The organism is Brevibacterium sp. 50QC2O2 (genome assembly GCF_024580675.1).
GTDB lineage: Bacteria > Actinomycetota > Actinomycetes > Actinomycetales > Brevibacteriaceae > Brevibacterium > Brevibacterium moorei.
This window is the reverse complement of the sequence record NZ_JANIJZ010000004.1, coordinates 26,377-43,631: the sequence shown is the minus strand read 5'-3', so window position 1 is coordinate 43,631 and position 17,255 is coordinate 26,377. Positions and strand designations below refer to the sequence as shown.

The window sequence follows — 17,255 nt, the reverse complement described above, 5'->3', positions numbered from 1 at the left end:
CACAGCGTGGGAATTCACCTCTAAGTTGCGTGTGTTCGGCTCAGGTTTTCCGCTTTGCCCGGCCCGGGCGGTGGTGACCGGAGCTGTGAACGTGTAGTTTGGAAGGAACAAAGTCCGCATCCTATGGGTTAGTACATACGTATGACAACATCGATAGAAAACGGAGGCCGCCCGATGACACTTGTCCGTACGGAAATCGGCGACACTCTGCGTGCCGCCCGACAGCGGCAGCACCGCACCCTGCGGGATGTTTCGACCGGGGCCAGCGTGTCCCTGGGGTATCTCAGCGAGATCGAGCGGGGTCAGAAAGAAGCGTCCTCGGAACTCCTGGCCTCGATTTGCGGGGCGCTCGACATGCCTCTGTCGCATATGCTGCGCGAGGTCGCAGACCGGGTCGCCCTGAGCGAGGGCGTCGACATCCCCGATACCATTCCGGCCGAACTCTCGGCCCATGTCCTCGCCGGCGAGCAGCAGCTGGTGGGACGGCGCTGAGATGCGCCATGCCGTCTACTGGCAGTTGATGAATGACGAGTTCGGTTCCATCCGTGCCGCTTCGTTGCACGCCGACCTGGCTTTGAGCCCACTTGGTTCGCTGACCCCCGAGCAGGCGTTCGACGCCGGCTACCAGCCCAAGGAGATCTGGCTGGCCGTCTGCGATTCCGCAGGGATTCCGGCAGAACGCAGGCTGGGAATCGATCACAAGCCCCCCGCCGCCCCCTTCTGAGGCGGATACTCGGATCGTTCCGTCTATGTGGACGAGGTAGCGGAGCACTGGGGGAGGAAGAAACGGGCCCGGGTCGTGGATCCGGGCCCCGCGCATTCTCCCCGGGCATAGGCCTGCGCCTTTACCTCGGTGAATGACGGTGACCGCGTGCGGAGGCCTGTGGATCACGCCCACCGCGGTCCGCTGGGATGTGGGCAGAGCATTGCGTAGAGGCTTCGGTGGGCAGTATTTCGAACACATGTTCCCATGATGGTCTAGAATAGCCAACGGGATGGACTGCGCCTGTGACCTTCGATGGTTATCCGGCGCCCGCATATCCACAGTTCGCGTCGGCGGAACACCCGTGTCAGTGCCTGGTTCTAGAGTTCTGGCATAAGGGAATCACCAAGGAGGAACCATGGCAGGCAAGAACACCCGCACAGCGGCCACCAGCGCCGACAAAGCGGCGGACAACAAGAACAAGGCGCTGGACTCGGCGCTGGGACAGATCGACAGGCAGTTCGGCAAGGGCGCGATCATGCGCCTGGGCGATGAGAACCGCCCCGCGGTGGAAGTCATCCCCACGGGTTCGGTCGCTCTCGACATCGCCCTGGGCGTGGGCGGCCTGCCGCGTGGCCGCGTAGTGGAGATCTACGGGCCGGAATCCTCGGGTAAGACCACGGTCGCCCTGCACGCGGTCGCCAGTGCCCAGGCCGCCGGTGGCATCGCCGCCTTCATCGACGCGGAACACGCGCTGGACCCGGTCTATGCCAAGGCTCTGGGCGTCGACACGGATCAGCTGCTGGTGTCGCAGCCGGATACGGGTGAACAGGCGCTGGAGATCGCGGACATGTTGATCCGCTCCGGTGCCCTGGACGTCATCGTCATCGACTCCGTCGCAGCCCTGGTGCCCAAGGCCGAAATCGAAGGCGAAATGGGTGATTCCCATGTGGGCCTGCAGGCCCGTCTGATGTCGCAGGCCCTACGCAAGATCACGGGTGCCCTGGCCCAGTCGAACACCACCGCGATCTTCATCAACCAGCTGCGTGAGAAGGTCGGAGTGTTCTTCGGGTCGCCGGAGACCACCTCCGGCGGTAAGGCGCTGAAGTTCTACGCCTCCGTGCGCCTGGACGTCCGCAGGATCGAGACGCTGAAGGAATCCGGCGATGCGGTGGGCAACCGGACCCGCGTCAAGGTTGTGAAGAACAAGGTCGCACCGCCCTTCAAACAGGCCGAATTCGACATCATCTATGGTCAGGGTATCTCCCGTGAGGGCAGCATCATCGATATGGGCGTTGACAACGGAATCGTGCGCAAGTCCGGCTCCTGGTTCACCTACAACGGCGATCAGCTGGGCCAGGGTAAGGAGAACGTCCGAAACTACCTGCGCAACAACCCGAGCCTGGCTGCCGAAATCGAGACGAAGATCAAGGAGAAACTGGGTCTGATCAAAACCGACGAGGCCGAATCCGCCGGCACGGATGCCGCCAAGGCGGACCCGAAGGCTGGGGCGAAGACTCCGGAATCGAAGTCCGCCGCAGCGAAGCCCACGGACTCGAAGCCGGTAGTTTCGAAGCCGGTGGGCCAGGCGCCGGTCGCGGCACCGGCAGTGGGCAATGTCTGATCCCTCTGCTCGGGAAACCACACCATCCGGCCAGGGCGGTGACGAACGGGACACCGTCGTCGCCGCCCTGCAACGGGCTGTCGAGGTGCTTGGCCAGGCGCAGGCCGCCAGGGATGCCGGCACGGTACCCGGCCCCGATGCCCTCAGTGAGGATCCGGAATACAAGCGGGCGAAGAAGCGGGCGATGAACATGCTGGCGGCCCGGGCCCACTCCGCTCACGACCTGCGCACCAAACTGCTGCGCAAGGAGCACCCGGCTGACATCGTCGACCAGCTCATCGCGCGGCTGGAGTCTGCGGGCCTGCTCGACGATGCCGAATACGCGAGCTCGTATGTCAGGGCGAAACGCGAGTCCAGGGCCCTGTCGAAGAGCGCTCTGCGCCGAGAGCTGCGCAATAAGGGAGTGGCGGACTCCCATATCGCCGCCGCACTCGCGGACATCGACGATGAGTTCGACCTGGCCTACGAAGTCGCGGCGAAGAAGGCCGCGTCCACTGTGCGCCTGCCGCGCGATACCCGCAAGCGGCGGATCCTGGGGATGCTGGCCCGTCGCGGCTTCGCCCAGGGTGCCTGTCTCAAGGCGACGGAGGCGGCACTGGAGTCCTTTCCGGGTTCTTAATCGAGCATAGGGGCCAAGGGTGCGAAACACGTGCCAAGGACCGGTAGACTAACGGGCAGCATGACTGACGTACTCGAAACCCAGAGCAACCTGCGCACCTATGAGGTCAAGACCTATGGGTGCCAGATGAATGTCCACGACTCGGAACGGATCTCGGGCCTGCTCGACGACGCCGGCTACAGTCCGGTCTCCGAAGGCCAAGCGGATGTCGTGGTCTTCAACACCTGCGCGGTGCGGGAGAACGCCGATAACCGTCTATACGGCAACCTGGGCCGACTCAAGGAAGTCAAGGAATCCCACCCCGGCCTGCAGATCGCCGTGGGCGGCTGCATGGCGCAGAAGGACCGCGATACGATCGTCAAGCGCGCCCCCTGGGTCGACGTCGTCTTCGGCACTCACAACATGGGTGCGCTGCCGGTGCTCTTGGAGCGTGCCCGCCACAATCACGAAGCCCAGGTCGAGATCAAGGAATCCCTCGAGGTGTTCCCCTCGACTCTGCCGACCCGGCGCGAATCAACCCATTCCGGCTGGGTGTCGATCTCTGTGGGCTGCAACAATACGTGCACTTTCTGCATCGTGCCGAGCCTGCGCGGGAAGGAACGCGACCGGCGTCCCGGAGACATCCTGGCAGAGGTCGAGGCACTGGCCGCACAGGGGGTCATCGAGGTCACCCTGCTGGGCCAGAACGTCAACTCCTACGGCAGCGAATTCCGTGACCGCGGAGCCTTCGCCAAACTACTGCGCGCCGTCGGTGCGGTTCCCGGGATCGAACGCGTCCGCTTCACCAGCCCGCACCCGGCCATGTTCACGGATGACGTGATCGAGGCGATGGCCGAAACCCCCACGGTCATGCCACAGCTGCACATGCCCTTGCAGTCGGGTTCGGACCGGGTGCTCAAGGAGATGCGCAGGTCTTACCGGACGAAGCGTTTCATGAACATCCTGGAGCGGGTCCGGGACCGCATCCCGCATGCCGCGATCACCACCGACATCATCGTGGGCTTCCCAGGTGAGACCGAAGAAGACTTCCAGGGCACGCTGGACGTGGTGGCCGCCGCCCGGTTCAGCCAGGCGTTCACCTTCCAGTACTCGATTCGTCCCGGTACTCCGGCCGCCACCATGGACGGGCAGGTTCCCAAGGCGATTGTGCAGGAGCGCTTCGAACGTCTGGTCGCCCTGCAGGACGAGATCGCCTGGGACGAGAACAAGCGTCTCATCGGCACCCCGGTCGAGGTCCTCGTGACCTCCCAGCGGGACGAGCACGGCCGCTTCTCCGGGCGGGCCCGCGACAACCGGCTGGTCCACGTCGCCAGTGGGGACTCGGTCGAACAGCCGCGTCCCGGCGATATCGTGACCACCGACATCACAGAGGCCAAACCCTACTTCCTGATCGCGGATGCTCCCTTCGACCTGCGCAAGACGGTTTCGGGCGATGCCTGGGATCTGGCACAGGCGGATTCCTGCGGCGTTCCGTCTCCCGGCGCATCCGCAGGGGGGCCGACGGTCCTGGGAATGCCCACGATTCGGGCCAGCGTCTGACGTGTCGGGGACCCTCCTGGAGCACAGCACACCGGCCCGCCTGGTCGTGCTTCCAACCGCCCCCGCCTACGTCCCCGGGGTCAATCCGGGAGCAACGACGCGGCAGCGGGCATTCAGCGCCCGCGTGGTCGATTTGCTCGCCGGGCCCACGCCCCTGACCTTCCCCGCCCGGCGGTTGCCCGCTCTGGCGGGTCTCGGCGGTTATGGACTCGACCGTGGAGTCGATCTGCGCACGGGCACGCACATTTGCGTTGGCGCGGCCTGGCGCGCGGCCTGCGCCCGGCTGAAGGAAGAGGAACGACGAGCCTGCCTGGCCGCACATTCCGGACTGGGCGTGGTCGCGGAACTGGTAGCCGCCTCGGGCCCGGCCGGACGACTGCGGGCCTGGCCCGCCCTGGAGCCCGAACGCGGGCAGGCAGTGGGCTCCACCGATCCGGTCGGCGCCGCCGGCCCGGAACTCGTGATCGTGCCGGTGGACCTGAGCGCGCGCTCCACCCCGGACGGTCCGTTGGCGCCGCTGCCGGGCGCCGCGGAGTTCGACCGGGCTGTACTGGCCGCACTGCGGGCCTGGGACGTGCCGGGCCTGGAAGACCTGCACCGGGACCAGGCGCGGTTCGCAGCCGACCTCGACGCAGTGGTCGCATTGCACTCCCTGACCGCGGCGCACGGCCTGCGATGGGAGCCGGGCCCGGCCGAATTGCTGGTCGAAGAACTCGACGGAGTCACCGTGGTCTCGGGCACGCTGACGGGGAGCTGGACGGCGGCGCGCGCATGACCCGGACGCCGGTGATCAACATCGTGGGCGCGACCGCCACAGGCAAATCCGATCTGGCCATCGCCCTGGCCCAGCGCCTCGACGGCGAGATCATCAATTCCGATGCCATGCAGTTCTACCGGGGGATGGACATCGGGACCGCCAAACTGGCGCCGGAGGACCGCGGTGGCATCCCACATCACCTGCTCGACATCCTCGATGTGACCCAGGAAGCATCGGTCAGTGCCTTCCAACGGGAGGCCCGTGAGCTCATCGCCGACATCCGAGCGCGCGGCAAACAGCCCATCCTGGTCGGCGGATCGGGCCTGTACGTCCGTGCGGCCACCGATGTGATGGAGTTCCCCGGCACGGATCCAGCACTGCGGGCGCGGCTTGAAGCTCAGATCGCGGAGGTGGGCACGCAGTCCATGCACGCCAGACTGGTTCGGGTCGACCCGGCTGCGGCGCGGCGGATCGGTGCCGGCGATGCCCGCCGGATCGTGCGGGCCCTGGAAGTCGTGGCGCTGACCGGCCGGACGTTCTCTGCCCAGCTACCCGAATACACCTACGCCATGCCGACAGTGCAGATCGGCCTGCGGATAGAGCGCGCCGTTTTGCACGAACGGATCGCAGCGCGCGTCGCGGCGATGTTCGACGCGGGATGGGTCGGCGAGGTCCGGACTCTGCTCACACAGGGCCTGGCCCAGGGTAAAACGGCCGGCCGTGCGATCGGTTACCGACAGATCATGGAACTGCTCGCAGGGACCGTCTCCCGGGCCGAGGCCATCGAGTCGACGGTGGTCCGGACCCGGCAGTTCGCCCGGAGGCAGGAGACCTGGTTCCGCCGGGATCCACGGATCGCCTGGGTGGACGCACAGGACACGGGGCTGCTGGAGCACGCCCTGCGGCTCGTTGCAGAAGCCGCAGGTCCCGGGGACGGTCCGGACCCGGAGCCCACGATTCGATGACAGCGCAGCGAAGGAGCACACGATGGAACTGACCAAGGGGCATGGAACCCAGAACGACTTCGTGTTGCTGTTCGATCCGGACGGCGGCATTGCGGTGGACCCCGCCGCGGTGCGCGTCCTGACCGACCGGCGCGCGGGGATCGGCGGTGACGGCCTGATCCGTGTGATCCACCCGGCGGGCCTGGCCGCGAGTCCGGCCCAGGCCTCGGACGTCCAAGCGGCCAAGGGCGCCGGGGACGACGGAGCCGTATGGTTCATGGACTACCGCAACGCCGACGGTTCGATCGCCGAGATGTGTGGCAACGGAGTGCGCGTGTTCGCACACTACCTGGTCGAACACGGATTGGTCGATCCCTCCGCGGGCTTCGCGGTGGGGACCAGGGCCGGTACCAAACACGTCACAGTGGTGGACAACCCGCTGGACGCAGCGCCGGGGGCCGATCGCTGGTACCGCGTGGATATGGGCGCTTATGCCTTCCCGTTGGCACCCGTGGACGGAATGGACTCGACCGTCGTCACCGACGGGGTACAGGGCACCCGCCCGGCGCTGAGCGTGGACATGGGTAACCCGCACACCGTTCTGGCCCTGGCCGGCGTAGCCGAACTGGACCGGGCGAATCTGCTGGAACAGCCGGTGATCGATCCGGTTCCACCGGCGGGGACGAATGTCGAGTACATCGTGATCTCCGGCGAACCCGTCGACGGTGTGGCCAGGCTGCGGATGCGGGTGAATGAACGCGGCGTGGGGGAGACCTACGCCTGCGGGACGGGGGCCTGTGCTGCGGCGCTGGCCGCCCACACCTGGGCGGGCAGCGGTGCCCCCGGTTCCTGGTACGTCGAGCAACCGGGGGGTACCGTGCGCATCGACATCGCAGCCGGTACCGTCGCGCTGTCGGGCCCCGCGGTCCTCACCGCGGTGCTGCGGCCCACGCGGCGCTTACTGCGCGAGGCGGGGCTGGAGGGCTGACGCGCCGCCGGCCGGGAGCGGGATCAGCCGCGTACGACGACGATGACGTGGAAGCCCTTGGACTGCGAGCGTTTCTCCACCCGGTATCCGGGGAAGCTGTCCTGGATCCAGGAGCGCAGCGAATCGGCCCCCAGTTTCTTCGCGACCACCAGCCAGGCCTCGCCGCCGGGGACCAGCCTGGGCAGCCAGGTCTGCAGCAGTCCGTGGAGCACGTCCTTGCCAACGCGGATCGGCGGATTGGACCAGATCGTCTGGAATCGCAGCTCTGCGGGAATCAGATCGGCGGTCACGGCGTTGACCTCGGAAAGGCCCAGAGCCCGGGCATTGGCTTCGGTCAGGCCCAAGCTGCGCTCGTTGACGTCGAGGGCCCATACGCGCAGGTCGATCCCGGCCTCGCGCGCTCGCAGAGCGGCATGGAGGGAGATCGGGCCCCAGCCACAGCCCAGATCCAGTAACTCACCTGCCGGGGGCATCGGCAGCGCGTCGAGCAGCACTGCCGTTCCCTGATCCAGTCGGGTGGGGGAGAAGACTCCGGCATCGGTCGACACCTGCACGCTGTGTCCGGCCAGGCGGACGTCGAGGGTACGCGGGTGCGAGGCCGAGGTCGGCTCGGCGGAGAAGTAATGATCGCTCACCGGTTCATCGTACCGGGCCCGTGATGCTCCTATAGGTTGTCAAGCCCGGTCGTGATCATGGTGGTGGTGATCGACCATGGCGAGGTGGCCTACGCGGCGAGCAGGTATTCACGGTAGGCGATGACGAAGTCATCGTCTCGGCGTTTACCGCGTTCAAGGTAGGAAATCGTGGTGGGCCACGTGTTGAAGTGCCCGGCCGCGGTCTCCAAGCTGATCTTCTTCGACTGGCGCAGTGGCCTCAGATCGTCGACGGCGGGCACTGGCTCGGGCCGGACGATGTGCCGGTAGACCTCGTTGGCGATGTAGCGTTTGAGGCACCGCATGATCTCGCGTTTGCTCTTGCCCTCCGCGGTCCGACGTGCCACGTAGGCCCGTGTCCGCGGGTCACTGGACATGCGCACGAGCACGATCTGGTGGAGTGCCTGATTGGCCTGCCGGTTTCCTCCACGGTTGAGCCTGTGCCGGTTCGTCTTCCCGGAAGACGCCTGCAGTGGACTCACCCCGCATAAGGCGGCGAAGGCCTCCTTGCTGCGGATGCGCTCGGGGTTCTCACCCGCGGTGACCAACAGTTTCGCCGCGCTGACCGGTCCGATTCCCTTGGCCGCTGCCAGTGCCGGCGCGGTGTCGGCGACGACGGTGGTGATGTCGGTCAGGAGTTCGTCGATCTCACCGGTGAGGTTCTGATAGCGGCGGGCCAGCGTGCGCAATGCCTTGCGCTGGTAGTCCGTCGCCACCGGTCGGGTGGCGGCGAGTCGGGCGATCAGCGTCTTGTCGTTCAGGCCGCGGTGGGCCTGGCGAAAGGCGGTGTCGGCGGTGACGAGTTTGTTCTTGATCTGCACGATCGCAGTCGTGCGGGCTTTGACGGCGGTGGTGTAGGCGCATAAGAGGTTGGCCAGGCCGGCGATGACGCCGCCGAGGAGTTTCGGGATCGGCAGGCGGTCGTGGTCGTCAGCTGCGATGGCCTTGGCTGCGGCGTAGGCGTCGATCGGGTCGGACTTGCCGCCGCGGCGTGCCTGCCGGTTCGGGCGGATGATCTCGCGGACTTCGATCTGCTGACTGCGGAGGTGGGCGGTGATGCCGGCACCGTAGGACGCGGTGCCCTCGATCCCGACCTTGCGCAGTGTGCCGAGGGTGGTGATGAAGGCGAGGATCGCGGCATAGCCCGCCGGGGTGGTGGGGAACTCGGCGTCGTCGAGTTTGCGGCCGAGCTCGTCGATGATGGCGACGTGGTGTGTGTCGGCGTGTGTGTCGATGCCGGCGTAGACGTGTCGGTGTGGTGTTGGCATGATGGGTGGTGCCCTTTCGTCCCTTGGTGGTGATGGAAGCGCAATCCCGGCCGGGTGGGCAGACAGGACGTTGACGGGGTAGTGACCGCGCTCCTATGAAGTCATGCTCGTCCGGTCGGGACACTCGACGGTCCCTGGCGGGTGGGCAGATCACGGCAAAGGCACACACTGTGGTGGCCAGTCAGTGCCTGGGTCACACCCTGGATGGAAACCATCCCTACAAGTATCAACGTCAGTGGCCTGTGGGACAATGGACACCGCAGACGAAAGGAAGCAGAGGCCTTATGACCCAACCCCAGAACAGCGGCGGGAACCGCACCGGTCGCGATGTCGTCGACCGGGTGCTCTCACGGGCGGGGACCGCGCTCACCGACGAGCGGCTGGTCGCCCACGACGACCAGCTGGAGGTCGAGGAGCGCACCGCACTGCGGCGCGTCGCGGGGCTGTCGACCGAACTCGAGGACATCACGGAGGTCGAATACCGTGAGATCCGCCTCGAGCGCGTCGTCCTGGCCGGTATCTGGACGCACGGAACCGCCGCCCAGGCGGAGGCATCGCTGCGGGAGCTGGCGGCACTGGCCGAAACGGCCGGTTCGACGGTCCTCGACGGAGTGCTGCAGCGCCGCGCCAATCCGGACCCCAGCACTTTCCTGGGCCGCGGCAAGGCACAGGAACTGGCGGACATCGTCGCAGCGGTGGGCGCGGACACCGTCGTGGTGGATTCGGAGCTTGGCCCCAGCCAACGGCGTGCGCTCGAAGACGTGGTCAAGGTCAAGGTCGTCGACCGGGTCGCCCTGATCCTCGACATCTTCGCCCAGCACGCCAAGAGCCGGGAGGGCAAGGCACAGGTCGAACTGGCGCAGATGGAATACCTTTTGCCGCGGTTGCGCGGCTGGGGCGAATCGATGTCCCGGCAGGCGGGCGGCCGGGTGGCTGGCGGGGCCGGGATCGGTTCGCGCGGTCCGGGTGAGACCAAGATCGAACTGGACAGGCGGCGCATTCGCACCCGGATGGCGAAACTGCGCAGGGAGATCAAGGCGATGGAGCCCGCCAGGGCGACCAAGCGCTCCAACCGCGACCGCAACAGGATTCCCTCGGTCGCGATCGTCGGCTACACCAACGCCGGCAAATCCAGCCTGCTCAACCGGCTGACCAACGCCGGGGTGATGGTGCAGAACGCACTGTTCGCCACCCTGGACCCCACGGTCCGCGCGGCGCAGGCAGACGACGGGCGCGCGTACACCTACACGGACACCGTGGGCTTCGTGCGCAACCTGCCCACACAGTTGGTGGAGGCGTTCCGGTCGACCCTGGAGGAGGCCGCTGACTCGGACCTGCTGTTGCACATCGTCGATGCCTCCCATCCGGATCCCGAAAGCCAGATCAGCGCCGTGCACGACGTATTGGCCGATGTCGAAACAGGGCAGATTCCCGAACTCATCGTGTTCAACAAAGCCGATATCGCCGACCCCGCGGTGCTCGCCGGCCTGCTGGCCGCCCACCGTGGCTCTTTGGCGGTCTCCGCCTATACCGGTGATGGTGTCGAGGAACTGCGCTGCAGGGTCGAGGACCTGCTGCCGCGCCCCGACACCGCCGTCGACGTGCTGATACCCTACGACCGCGGCGATCTGGTCTCGCGCGTGCACGAACAGGGCACCGTCGAGCACGAGGAGTACGGGGAAGCCGGCACTCGCCTGACCGCCCGGGTCAATCATGATCTGGCCGCCGAGCTGGCCCCCTTCGGATACACAGAGGGGGAATGACCGGGTGGCGGATGTAGCCGAACTCCTGGGGTTGGCCGTCGGCGCTCTGGGAGGTACTCCGCGGGCGGGCCAGCAGACCATGGCCGAGGCCGTGGCCTCGGCTTTGGACACGGAGACCCATCTGCTGGTGCAGGCGGGCACGGGCACGGGCAAATCATTGGGCTATCTCGTGCCCGCCGTCGAATACTCGATGCGCACCGGCTCGCGTGTCGTCGTGTCCACAGCGACCTTGGCGCTGCAGGGCCAGATCATCGACCGTGACCTACCCCGCCTGGTCAAGGCCACCAAGGCGGAATTCGGCCGCAAACCCGTTGCCGCGGTGCTCAAGGGCCGGCGCAACTACGTGTGCAAGCACAAGCTCGACGGCGGCTACCCCGAAGACGATGCCGGCATGCTCTTCGACCTGGGTGCGGACGCCGCAGCCCAGTCCGGCAATACGCGCATGTCGCGGCTGGAGGAGGAAGTCGCGCGGGTCCGTTCCTGGGAGCGCACGACCGACACCGGGGACCGCGACGACCTGACCCCCGGCGTATCCGATAAGACCTGGCAGCAGGTATCCGTCAACGCCGCGGACTGCCTCGGCTCGAAGTGCCCGCTGTACGACGAGTGCTATGCGGAGATGGCCAAGCTCAAGGCCGCCGGCGCCGACGTCGTGGTGACCAATCACGCGCTGTTGGCCATAGACGCCTTCGGCCAGAACAAGGTCCTGCCCGAACACGGGGCCGTCATCATCGACGAGGCCCATGAACTGCGCGATCGGGTCACCAACGCGCTGACCGGGTCGCTGACAGTGCCCATGGTCCAGTCGGCGGTGGCTTCGGCCAAACGCCACTCGACGGTGCCAGAGGCCCTGATCGGCCGGCTCGACAGCGCGGCCAACGGCTTCGAACGGGCCCTGGCGGAATCCGAGACCGGTTTACTTTTGCGCAAACCCGAATCCCTTATGTCCGTAGTCGCAGCGGTGCGCGACGAGGCCAGAACGCTGGTCTCGGAGATGGGTGGGGACAAGGAACGCTCGGACGATGATGCCGACGCAGGGAAGAAGATGGCCAAGGCCCGCGTGCAGGAAGTCTTCGAACTGGCAGAACGCATGGCGCTGGACGCTGATAACGACGTTCTCTGGGTGGCCCGGAATCAATTCCGGGAAACGGAGACGACCTCGTTGGTCACGGCACCTCTGTCGGTGGCGGGCACCATGCGCTCGGGGCTGTTCGCGGAATCCACCGTGGTGGCGACATCGGCGACTCTCGCGCTCGGCGGCAAGTTCGAAGCGGTGGCCGCCTCCCTGGGCCTGGTCGGGCCCGATGCCCCGCGCTATGACGCGATCGATGTGGGCTCTCCCTTCGACTACCCCAAACAGGGGATTCTCTACGTCGCGGGACACCTGCCCAAACCGGGCCGCTCTGGACTCGGCGATGAGGCGACGAGCGAACTGGTCGAACTCGTCGCGGCCGCCGGCGGCGGGGCGCTGGGCCTGTTCTCCTCCAAATTGGCGGCCACTCAGGCCGCAGAGGCGCTGCGCGCGCATACGGATCTGCCGATCCTGCTCCAGGGGGAGGAAACTCTGGGCCAGTTGGTCAAGAGATTCGCGGCCGAGGACGAAACCTGTCTGATGGGCACCCTGAGCCTGTGGCAGGGCGTCGATGTACCGGGGCAGGCGTGCCGACTGGTCGTCATCGACCGGATTCCGTTCCCACGCCCCGACGACCCGTTGGCGAAGGCGCGGACAGCGCAGGCCCAACACAACGGGGCCAATGGCTTCATGGCCGTCAGCGCGACCTCGGCCGCGCTCAAACTTGCCCAGGGCGTGGGTCGGCTGATCCGCACCGTCGACGATCGCGGCGTGGTGGCGATCCTCGACAGCCGGATGCGTACCGCCAGGTACGGGGGCTTCCTGCTGCAGAGCCTGCCGCCGCTGTGGCGGACCGACGACTATGCGACAGTCCGCGGCGCCCTACAGCGGCTGGGCTCTATGCCCGCGGCAGCCGACTGAGCCGCAGACCGGGCAACAGGGCGCCACGGGCACTGCGCCCCGCAGCCGAACGCCTCAGATGCTGCGGATGACGGCGGTGACGATGCCCATGATGGTGGCGTGGTCCCCGTCGATGGGTTCATACGCCGGGTTGTGCGGCATCAGCCACTGCTTGCCGCCGGTGCGCTTGAGGGTCTTGACCGTGGCCTCATCGTCGAGCAGTGCCGCGATGATCTGGCCGTTCTCGGCATTCGACTGGCGCCTGACGACGACATAGTCCCCATTGCAGATCGCCGCGTCGATCATGGAGTCGCCGATCACCTGGAGCAGGAAGAGCTCACCGGAGCCCACGACCTGCCGGGGCAGGGCGAAGACGTCGTCGACGTTCTGCTCGGCCGTAATCGGGCCACCGGCTGCGATCCGGCCGACCAGCGGCACCAAGGAGGTGTTGAGCTCCGCGGTGGAGTGGATTTCCGCGGCCAGCTTCTGTTCGGCCGGATTGACGACCTCCAGGGCCCTGGGCCGCCTGGGATCGCGGCGGATATAGCCCAGCCGTTCGAGCTGGGTCAGCTGGTGGGCGACGCTGGAGAGCGAGGCCAGCCCGCAGGCCTCGCCGATCTCCCGCATGCTCGGCGGATAGCCGTTGGCGACGATGGCCTGTTCGATGGTCTCGAGGACGACCCGCTGCCTGGCGGTCAGCCGCCGGTCGTCGGCGGCCGCCGACTGGCTCCCGGTCTCCCCGTGTCCGGCCCGGTCGCGGAATTCGCGCAGTTCGTCCTCGACGCTATCGTTGCGTGGCCGCCCGCGCGGCCGGCGCTGTGCAGCTGTCATGTCATTCCCCGTCCCTCATCGCCCTCACCTGCGAAAACTTTCCTTCAGAGGAGCCGTGTCAGTGCCTGCTGGAAGGCTGTGCTGCAGCAGGCGCCAACGGTTGCGGACCCCGTTCGATTCTATTTTCACACATATGTTCCAAAAATGTTCCAAAAAAGACTGGACATATATACGATTAAGCGCTTCAATAGAACACAGGTTCGAATAGGAGCCGCGGGACTTCCCACCGCGCGACCCGAACCAAAGGAGGAACGATGAGTATCGCTGTGTCACAGGCATTCCGGACAACCCGTCCGGCGCCGCATCGGAGTGCTCTTACCCGGGTCCGTCTGCTGGTGGTCCTGGTGGCCATTTCCGTGGTCACGGTTCCGGTGTTCCTCCTGGCGCAACCGGGTGCCTCGGCCCAGGCGCCGGAACCGCCCGCGACGACCACGGTGACTGTCGAGGAAGGCCAGTCACTGTGGTCGATCGCGCGCACGCACTCCGGCGGACAGCGCACGGACATAGTGGTCGAGGACATCAAACGGCTCAATGGTCTGCGCGACTCCGCGATCCGGGCCGGGCAGAGCCTGCAGGTGCCTGCGCGTTAGACTTTCCGTGTGACCGATCTCCAGGATTTGCCGCTGCGCGACGACCTGCGGGGACAGACCCCGTATGGAGCGCCGCAGCTCGACGTGCCCGTCGCACTCAATGTCAACGAGAACTCCTACAGCGTGCCGCCAGACGTCGTCTCCGCGATGTCCGACGCGATCGCGAAAGTCCTGCCCGATCTCAACCGCTACCCCGACCGGGACTTCACCGCGTTGCGGGGCAAGCTCGTCGGATATCTGAATCGGGTCCTGCTCACCCAGGGTGCGGCCGACCGCAATCCCGTGCTGACGCCGGATTGGATCTGGGCGGCCAACGGATCGAACGAGGTCCTCTCGCACATCCTGCAGGCGTTCGGAGGTCCGGGGCGCACCGCGATGGGCTTCACCCCGAGTTATTCCATGCACCCGCTCATCACGACGGGCACGGGTGCTTCCTTCCTCTCTGTACCGCGCGCCGCGGATTTCCACATCGACGTCGATGCGGCCCTGGCCGCGATCGAAGGGGAGCGGCCCGACGTCGTCTTCGTGTGCACTCCGAACAACCCCACGGGTGGCTCGACGCCGATCGAATCGGTGGAGCGCATTGTGCGCGCGGCGCCCGGCATCGTGATCGTGGACGAGGCCTATGCGGAATTCGCACGTCCCGGATTCGTCTCCGCGCTGACCCTGCTGGACGAGTATCCGCGCCTGGTCGTTTCGCGCACCATGAGCAAGGCCTTCGCCTTCGCCGGTGTGCGGTTGGGCTATGCCGTGGCCCAGCCGGCGCTCATCGACGCTCTGAAGCTGGTCCGTCTGCCCTATCACCTGTCCGCGCTGACCCTGGCCGCAGCCGGAGCCGCGCTGGATCATGCGGATTCCCTGCTGGCCAATGTCGAGGCCCTCAAGACCAGTCGCGACCGGATGCGCGATGCCCTCTTGGGGCTGGGGTTCAGCGTTGCGGACTCCGATTCGAACTTCCTGCTGTTCGGATCGATTGCGGACCCGCACGGACTCTGGCAGTACCTGTTGGATCGTGGAGTGCTGGTGCGTGACAACGGCATCCCCGGCCATTTGCGGGTCAACGCGGGGACCGAAGCGGAAACGGATGCCTTCATCGCCGCGGTGACGGCCGTGGTCTCAGCGCACCCGGAACTGCTGACTGCACCCTCTGAGACCCAGGACTGATATGACCCACCGCACCGCCCGCGCCACGCGGGCCACCTCCGAATCCACTGTCGAAGTCGAGATCGACCTCGACGGCACCGGCCAGGGCGACATCGACACAAGCGTGCCGTTCTACGACCACATGCTCAATGCACTGGCCAAACACTCACTGTGCGATCTGCGCGTGCGCGCGACCGGTGACACCCAGATCGATGTCCATCACACGGTCGAGGACACCGCGATCGTGATCGGCCGGGCACTCGGCCAGGCGCTGGGGGATAAGGCGGGGATCCGCCGCTACGGCGACGCCCACGTACCGCTGGACGAAGCGCTGGCGCGCGCCGTAGTCGATATCAGCGGCAGGCCCTACTTCGTTCACACGGGTGAGCCGGAGGGGCAGCAGTACCACCTGATCGGCGGGCACTTCACCGGGTCGATGACGCGCCATGCCCTCGAATCGCTGACCTTCGCAGCCGGTATGACGGTCCACCTGACCCTGTTGGACGGCCGCGATCCGCACCATATCGTCGAAGCCCAATTCAAGGCCTTCGCCCGCGCTCTGCGCCAGGCGGTCGAACCCGATCCGCGGATGGGCAGCGCGATTCCCAGTACCAAAGGAGCCCTGTGAGCCGTACCCTGATCGTCACCCCCTTCGGACGCGCGGACCAGCTGGCTGCGGCCCTGGTCCTGTCGAACATCCACGGTGACGTCGTGCCCGTCGGAGAATTCACCGCTCTGTCCCGCGACGACGTCACGGCCGCCGGGGCCGACGAGATCGCCACGACGATCTCGCGCCTGGCCGGTGAGCACGAGGTGCTCATGCTGGTGCGCAGCGAGGAACAGATCGATGCCGGCCACTATCGCAATGGCAAGCGCGAGTCCGATGTGCCGGCCGGCTTGGCCCTGACGAACCTGCCGGGAATCGTCGAGGCCCTGCTGCTCGAACAGACAGCGCCCACCGAGGTCGAGGGCCATATCGACACCTCGACGATGACCAAGATGCAGGCCTCGGCCGCCACCATGACCCCGGCCAGGGCATCGCTGGCGCGTACCGCTCTGCTCTGGTTCGTCGTCGCCCTACTGGCTGTGATCGCCGTCGTCGTCGGCGCCCTGGTTGCGCTTTCGGGCCGTGCCCTGGTGTGGGCCGCCGTGGCGGTGGCTGCCCTCGTCCTGGGATTCTCCCTGTACCGGGTCTGGCGGTTGCTCGGCGGCGGGGCGAAGAGGGCCGGCGCATGAGCGCAGATGTCGTCGTCCTCGACTACGGAGCGGGCAATGTCCGCTCGGCGGTCCGTGCGCTCGAACACGCGGGTGCGGTGGTCGAACTCACCGCCGATCGGACCCGCGCGGCGCAGGCAGACGGCCTCCTGGTCCCCGGAGTCGGGGCCTTCAGTGCGGTGATGGCCGGGCTGAGGGCCGTGGACGGGGTGGAGATCATCCGTACCCGTCATGCGCAGGGACGGCCCACGCTGGGAATCTGCGTGGGGGAACAGGTGATGTTCTCCCACGGCACCGAGCACGGCGTCGAGACCGCCGGGATCGGCCTGTGGCCGGGTGCGGTCCAAAAGCTCACGGCCCCCGTCATCCCCCATATGGGTTGGACCCGGGTGACTCCCGGGGCCGGCTCCCGGATGTTCGCGGGCCTTGCCGAAGAGTATTTCTACTTCGTGCACTCCTACGCCGCCCATGTTCCCCCGCCCGGCACCTGCGCCTCCATGGCCACCCATGGCGAGAGCTTCGTCGCCGCCGTTGAGGACGGGCCCACCTGGGCGACCCAATTCCATCCGGAGAAGTCCGCGGACGCCGGGGCCCGGCTGCTGCGCAACTGGCTGATAAGTTTCTAATCCCCGTCGGCCTCGCATGC

General features: G+C 66.8%; 18 protein-coding genes. 15 read left to right on the top strand and 3 right to left on the bottom strand.

Translation table 11 applies throughout. The features are described from left to right. Positions 1-174 precede the first annotated feature (174 nt). From NQ038_RS04765 to dapF, 8 genes are all read left to right on the top strand, one after another. Positions 175-492, top strand: coding sequence for a helix-turn-helix domain-containing protein (locus tag NQ038_RS04765; RefSeq protein ID WP_257047509.1), 318 nt, complete (start codon positions 175-177; stop codon positions 490-492). Further along, on the top strand, positions 452-724 hold the full coding sequence (locus NQ038_RS04760) for a DUF3046 domain-containing protein (RefSeq protein ID WP_306427744.1): 273 nt from the start codon (positions 452-454) through the stop codon (positions 722-724). The genes NQ038_RS04765 and NQ038_RS04760 overlap by 41 nt, the downstream gene beginning before the upstream one ends. 397 nt (positions 725-1,121) lie before the next feature. Then, positions 1,122-2,327, top strand: a complete 1,206-nt coding sequence (gene recA, locus NQ038_RS04755; protein WP_257047513.1) for a recombinase RecA — start codon at positions 1,122-1,124, stop codon at positions 2,325-2,327. Then, positions 2,320-2,946 (top strand): regulatory protein RecX, encoded by a 627-nt coding sequence (locus NQ038_RS04750; RefSeq protein WP_257047514.1) that lies wholly within the window; start codon positions 2,320-2,322, stop codon positions 2,944-2,946. Before recA ends, NQ038_RS04750 begins: the two co-directional genes overlap by 8 nt. Before the next feature lie 60 nt (positions 2,947-3,006). Next, positions 3,007-4,485 carry a tRNA (N6-isopentenyl adenosine(37)-C2)-methylthiotransferase MiaB gene (gene miaB / locus NQ038_RS04745; protein ID WP_257047515.1) on the top strand — a complete coding sequence of 493 codons (1,479 nt, stop codon included), beginning with the start codon at positions 3,007-3,009 and terminating at the stop codon, positions 4,483-4,485. Position 4,486: 1 nt separating this feature from the next. After that, complete coding sequence (locus tag NQ038_RS04740; RefSeq protein ID WP_257047516.1) at positions 4,487-5,260, top strand: hypothetical protein; 774 nt, start codon at positions 4,487-4,489, stop codon at positions 5,258-5,260. Further along, positions 5,257-6,207: a tRNA (adenosine(37)-N6)-dimethylallyltransferase MiaA gene (miaA, locus tag NQ038_RS04735; RefSeq protein ID WP_257047517.1), complete on the top strand. Its 951-nt coding sequence runs from the start codon at positions 5,257-5,259 to the stop codon at positions 6,205-6,207. Before NQ038_RS04740 ends, miaA begins: the two co-directional genes overlap by 4 nt. A 22-nt stretch (positions 6,208-6,229) precedes the next feature. Then, the gene (gene dapF / locus NQ038_RS04730; RefSeq protein ID WP_257057601.1) at positions 6,230-7,174 is read left to right on the top strand and encodes a diaminopimelate epimerase; all 945 of its coding nucleotides are present in this window, start codon (positions 6,230-6,232) and stop codon (positions 7,172-7,174) included. 23 nt (positions 7,175-7,197) lie between these two features. On the opposite strand, the gene NQ038_RS04725 is transcribed toward dapF, so the two are convergent. Together NQ038_RS04725 and NQ038_RS04720 are read right to left on the bottom strand one after the other, a co-directional pair. Then, the gene (locus NQ038_RS04725) at positions 7,198-7,809 is read right to left on the bottom strand and encodes a class I SAM-dependent methyltransferase (protein WP_257047521.1); all 612 of its coding nucleotides are present in this window, start codon (positions 7,807-7,809) and stop codon (positions 7,198-7,200) included. Between the two features lie 89 nt (positions 7,810-7,898). Beyond that, positions 7,899-9,095, bottom strand: coding sequence for an IS110 family transposase (locus tag NQ038_RS04720; protein ID WP_257061935.1), 1,197 nt, complete (start codon positions 9,093-9,095; stop codon positions 7,899-7,901). A 284-nt stretch (positions 9,096-9,379) separates the two neighbouring features. Between NQ038_RS04720 and hflX the strand changes: the two genes are divergently transcribed. Continuing rightward, positions 9,380-10,858 carry a GTPase HflX gene (gene hflX / locus NQ038_RS04715; RefSeq protein ID WP_257047522.1) on the top strand — a complete coding sequence of 493 codons (1,479 nt, stop codon included), beginning with the start codon at positions 9,380-9,382 and terminating at the stop codon, positions 10,856-10,858. A 4-nt stretch (positions 10,859-10,862) separates the two neighbouring features. Next, a complete protein-coding gene (locus NQ038_RS04710) occupies positions 10,863-12,851 on the top strand; it encodes an ATP-dependent DNA helicase (RefSeq protein ID WP_257047524.1) in 1,989 nt (662 codons plus the stop codon). 54 nt (positions 12,852-12,905) lie between these two features. Here NQ038_RS04710 and lexA read toward each other — a convergent pair whose 3' ends face one another. Beyond that, on the bottom strand, positions 12,906-13,661 hold the full coding sequence (lexA, locus tag NQ038_RS04705) for a transcriptional repressor LexA (RefSeq protein WP_257047526.1): 756 nt from the start codon (positions 13,659-13,661) through the stop codon (positions 12,906-12,908). Positions 13,662-13,915: 254 nt separating this feature from the next. Between lexA and NQ038_RS04700 the strand changes: the two genes are divergently transcribed. From NQ038_RS04700 to hisH, 5 genes are read left to right on the top strand one after another with little or no spacing between them, the layout of a single operon-like run. Further along, positions 13,916-14,251, top strand: a complete 336-nt coding sequence (locus NQ038_RS04700) for a LysM peptidoglycan-binding domain-containing protein (RefSeq protein WP_257047527.1) — start codon at positions 13,916-13,918, stop codon at positions 14,249-14,251. Positions 14,252-14,260: 9 nt separating this feature from the next. Beyond that, positions 14,261-15,415, top strand: coding sequence for a histidinol-phosphate transaminase (locus tag NQ038_RS04695; protein ID WP_257047528.1), 1,155 nt, complete (start codon positions 14,261-14,263; stop codon positions 15,413-15,415). 1 nt (position 15,416) lies between these two features. After that, positions 15,417-16,022, top strand: coding sequence for an imidazoleglycerol-phosphate dehydratase HisB (gene hisB / locus NQ038_RS04690; RefSeq protein ID WP_257047529.1), 606 nt, complete (start codon positions 15,417-15,419; stop codon positions 16,020-16,022). Then, positions 16,019-16,630: a hypothetical protein gene (locus NQ038_RS04685; protein ID WP_257047530.1), complete on the top strand. Its 612-nt coding sequence runs from the start codon at positions 16,019-16,021 to the stop codon at positions 16,628-16,630. Before hisB ends, NQ038_RS04685 begins: the two co-directional genes overlap by 4 nt. Continuing rightward, positions 16,627-17,235 carry an imidazole glycerol phosphate synthase subunit HisH gene (hisH, locus tag NQ038_RS04680; RefSeq protein WP_257047531.1) on the top strand — a complete coding sequence of 203 codons (609 nt, stop codon included), beginning with the start codon at positions 16,627-16,629 and terminating at the stop codon, positions 17,233-17,235. The genes NQ038_RS04685 and hisH overlap by 4 nt, the downstream gene beginning before the upstream one ends. Positions 17,236-17,255 lie beyond the last annotated feature (20 nt).

Excerpts from the sequence above, each read along its gene's own strand:
- NQ038_RS04760 (WP_306427744.1), top strand. The coding sequence starts at position 452 with ATGTCCTCGCCGGCGAGCAGCAGCTGGTGGGACGGCGCTGAGATGCGC.
- hflX (WP_257047522.1), top strand. The coding sequence starts at position 9,380 with ATGACCCAACCCCAGAACAGCGGCGGGAACCGCACCGGTCGCGATGTC.
- recA (WP_257047513.1), top strand. The coding sequence starts at position 1,122 with ATGGCAGGCAAGAACACCCGCACAGCGGCCACCAGCGCCGACAAAGCG.
- NQ038_RS04765 (WP_257047509.1), top strand. The coding sequence starts at position 175 with ATGACACTTGTCCGTACGGAAATCGGCGACACTCTGCGTGCCGCCCGA.
- lexA (WP_257047526.1), bottom strand. The coding sequence starts at position 13,661 with ATGACAGCTGCACAGCGCCGGCCGCGCGGGCGGCCACGCAACGATAGC.
- hisB (WP_257047529.1), top strand. The coding sequence starts at position 15,417 with ATGACCCACCGCACCGCCCGCGCCACGCGGGCCACCTCCGAATCCACT.
- NQ038_RS04700 (WP_257047527.1), top strand. The coding sequence starts at position 13,916 with ATGAGTATCGCTGTGTCACAGGCATTCCGGACAACCCGTCCGGCGCCG.
- hisH (WP_257047531.1), top strand. The coding sequence starts at position 16,627 with ATGAGCGCAGATGTCGTCGTCCTCGACTACGGAGCGGGCAATGTCCGC.
- miaA (WP_257047517.1), top strand. The coding sequence starts at position 5,257 with ATGACCCGGACGCCGGTGATCAACATCGTGGGCGCGACCGCCACAGGC.
- miaB (WP_257047515.1), top strand. The coding sequence starts at position 3,007 with ATGACTGACGTACTCGAAACCCAGAGCAACCTGCGCACCTATGAGGTC.
- NQ038_RS04720 (WP_257061935.1), bottom strand. The coding sequence starts at position 9,095 with ATGCCAACACCACACCGACACGTCTACGCCGGCATCGACACACACGCC.
- dapF (WP_257057601.1), top strand. The coding sequence starts at position 6,230 with ATGGAACTGACCAAGGGGCATGGAACCCAGAACGACTTCGTGTTGCTG.
- NQ038_RS04750 (WP_257047514.1), top strand. The coding sequence starts at position 2,320 with ATGTCTGATCCCTCTGCTCGGGAAACCACACCATCCGGCCAGGGCGGT.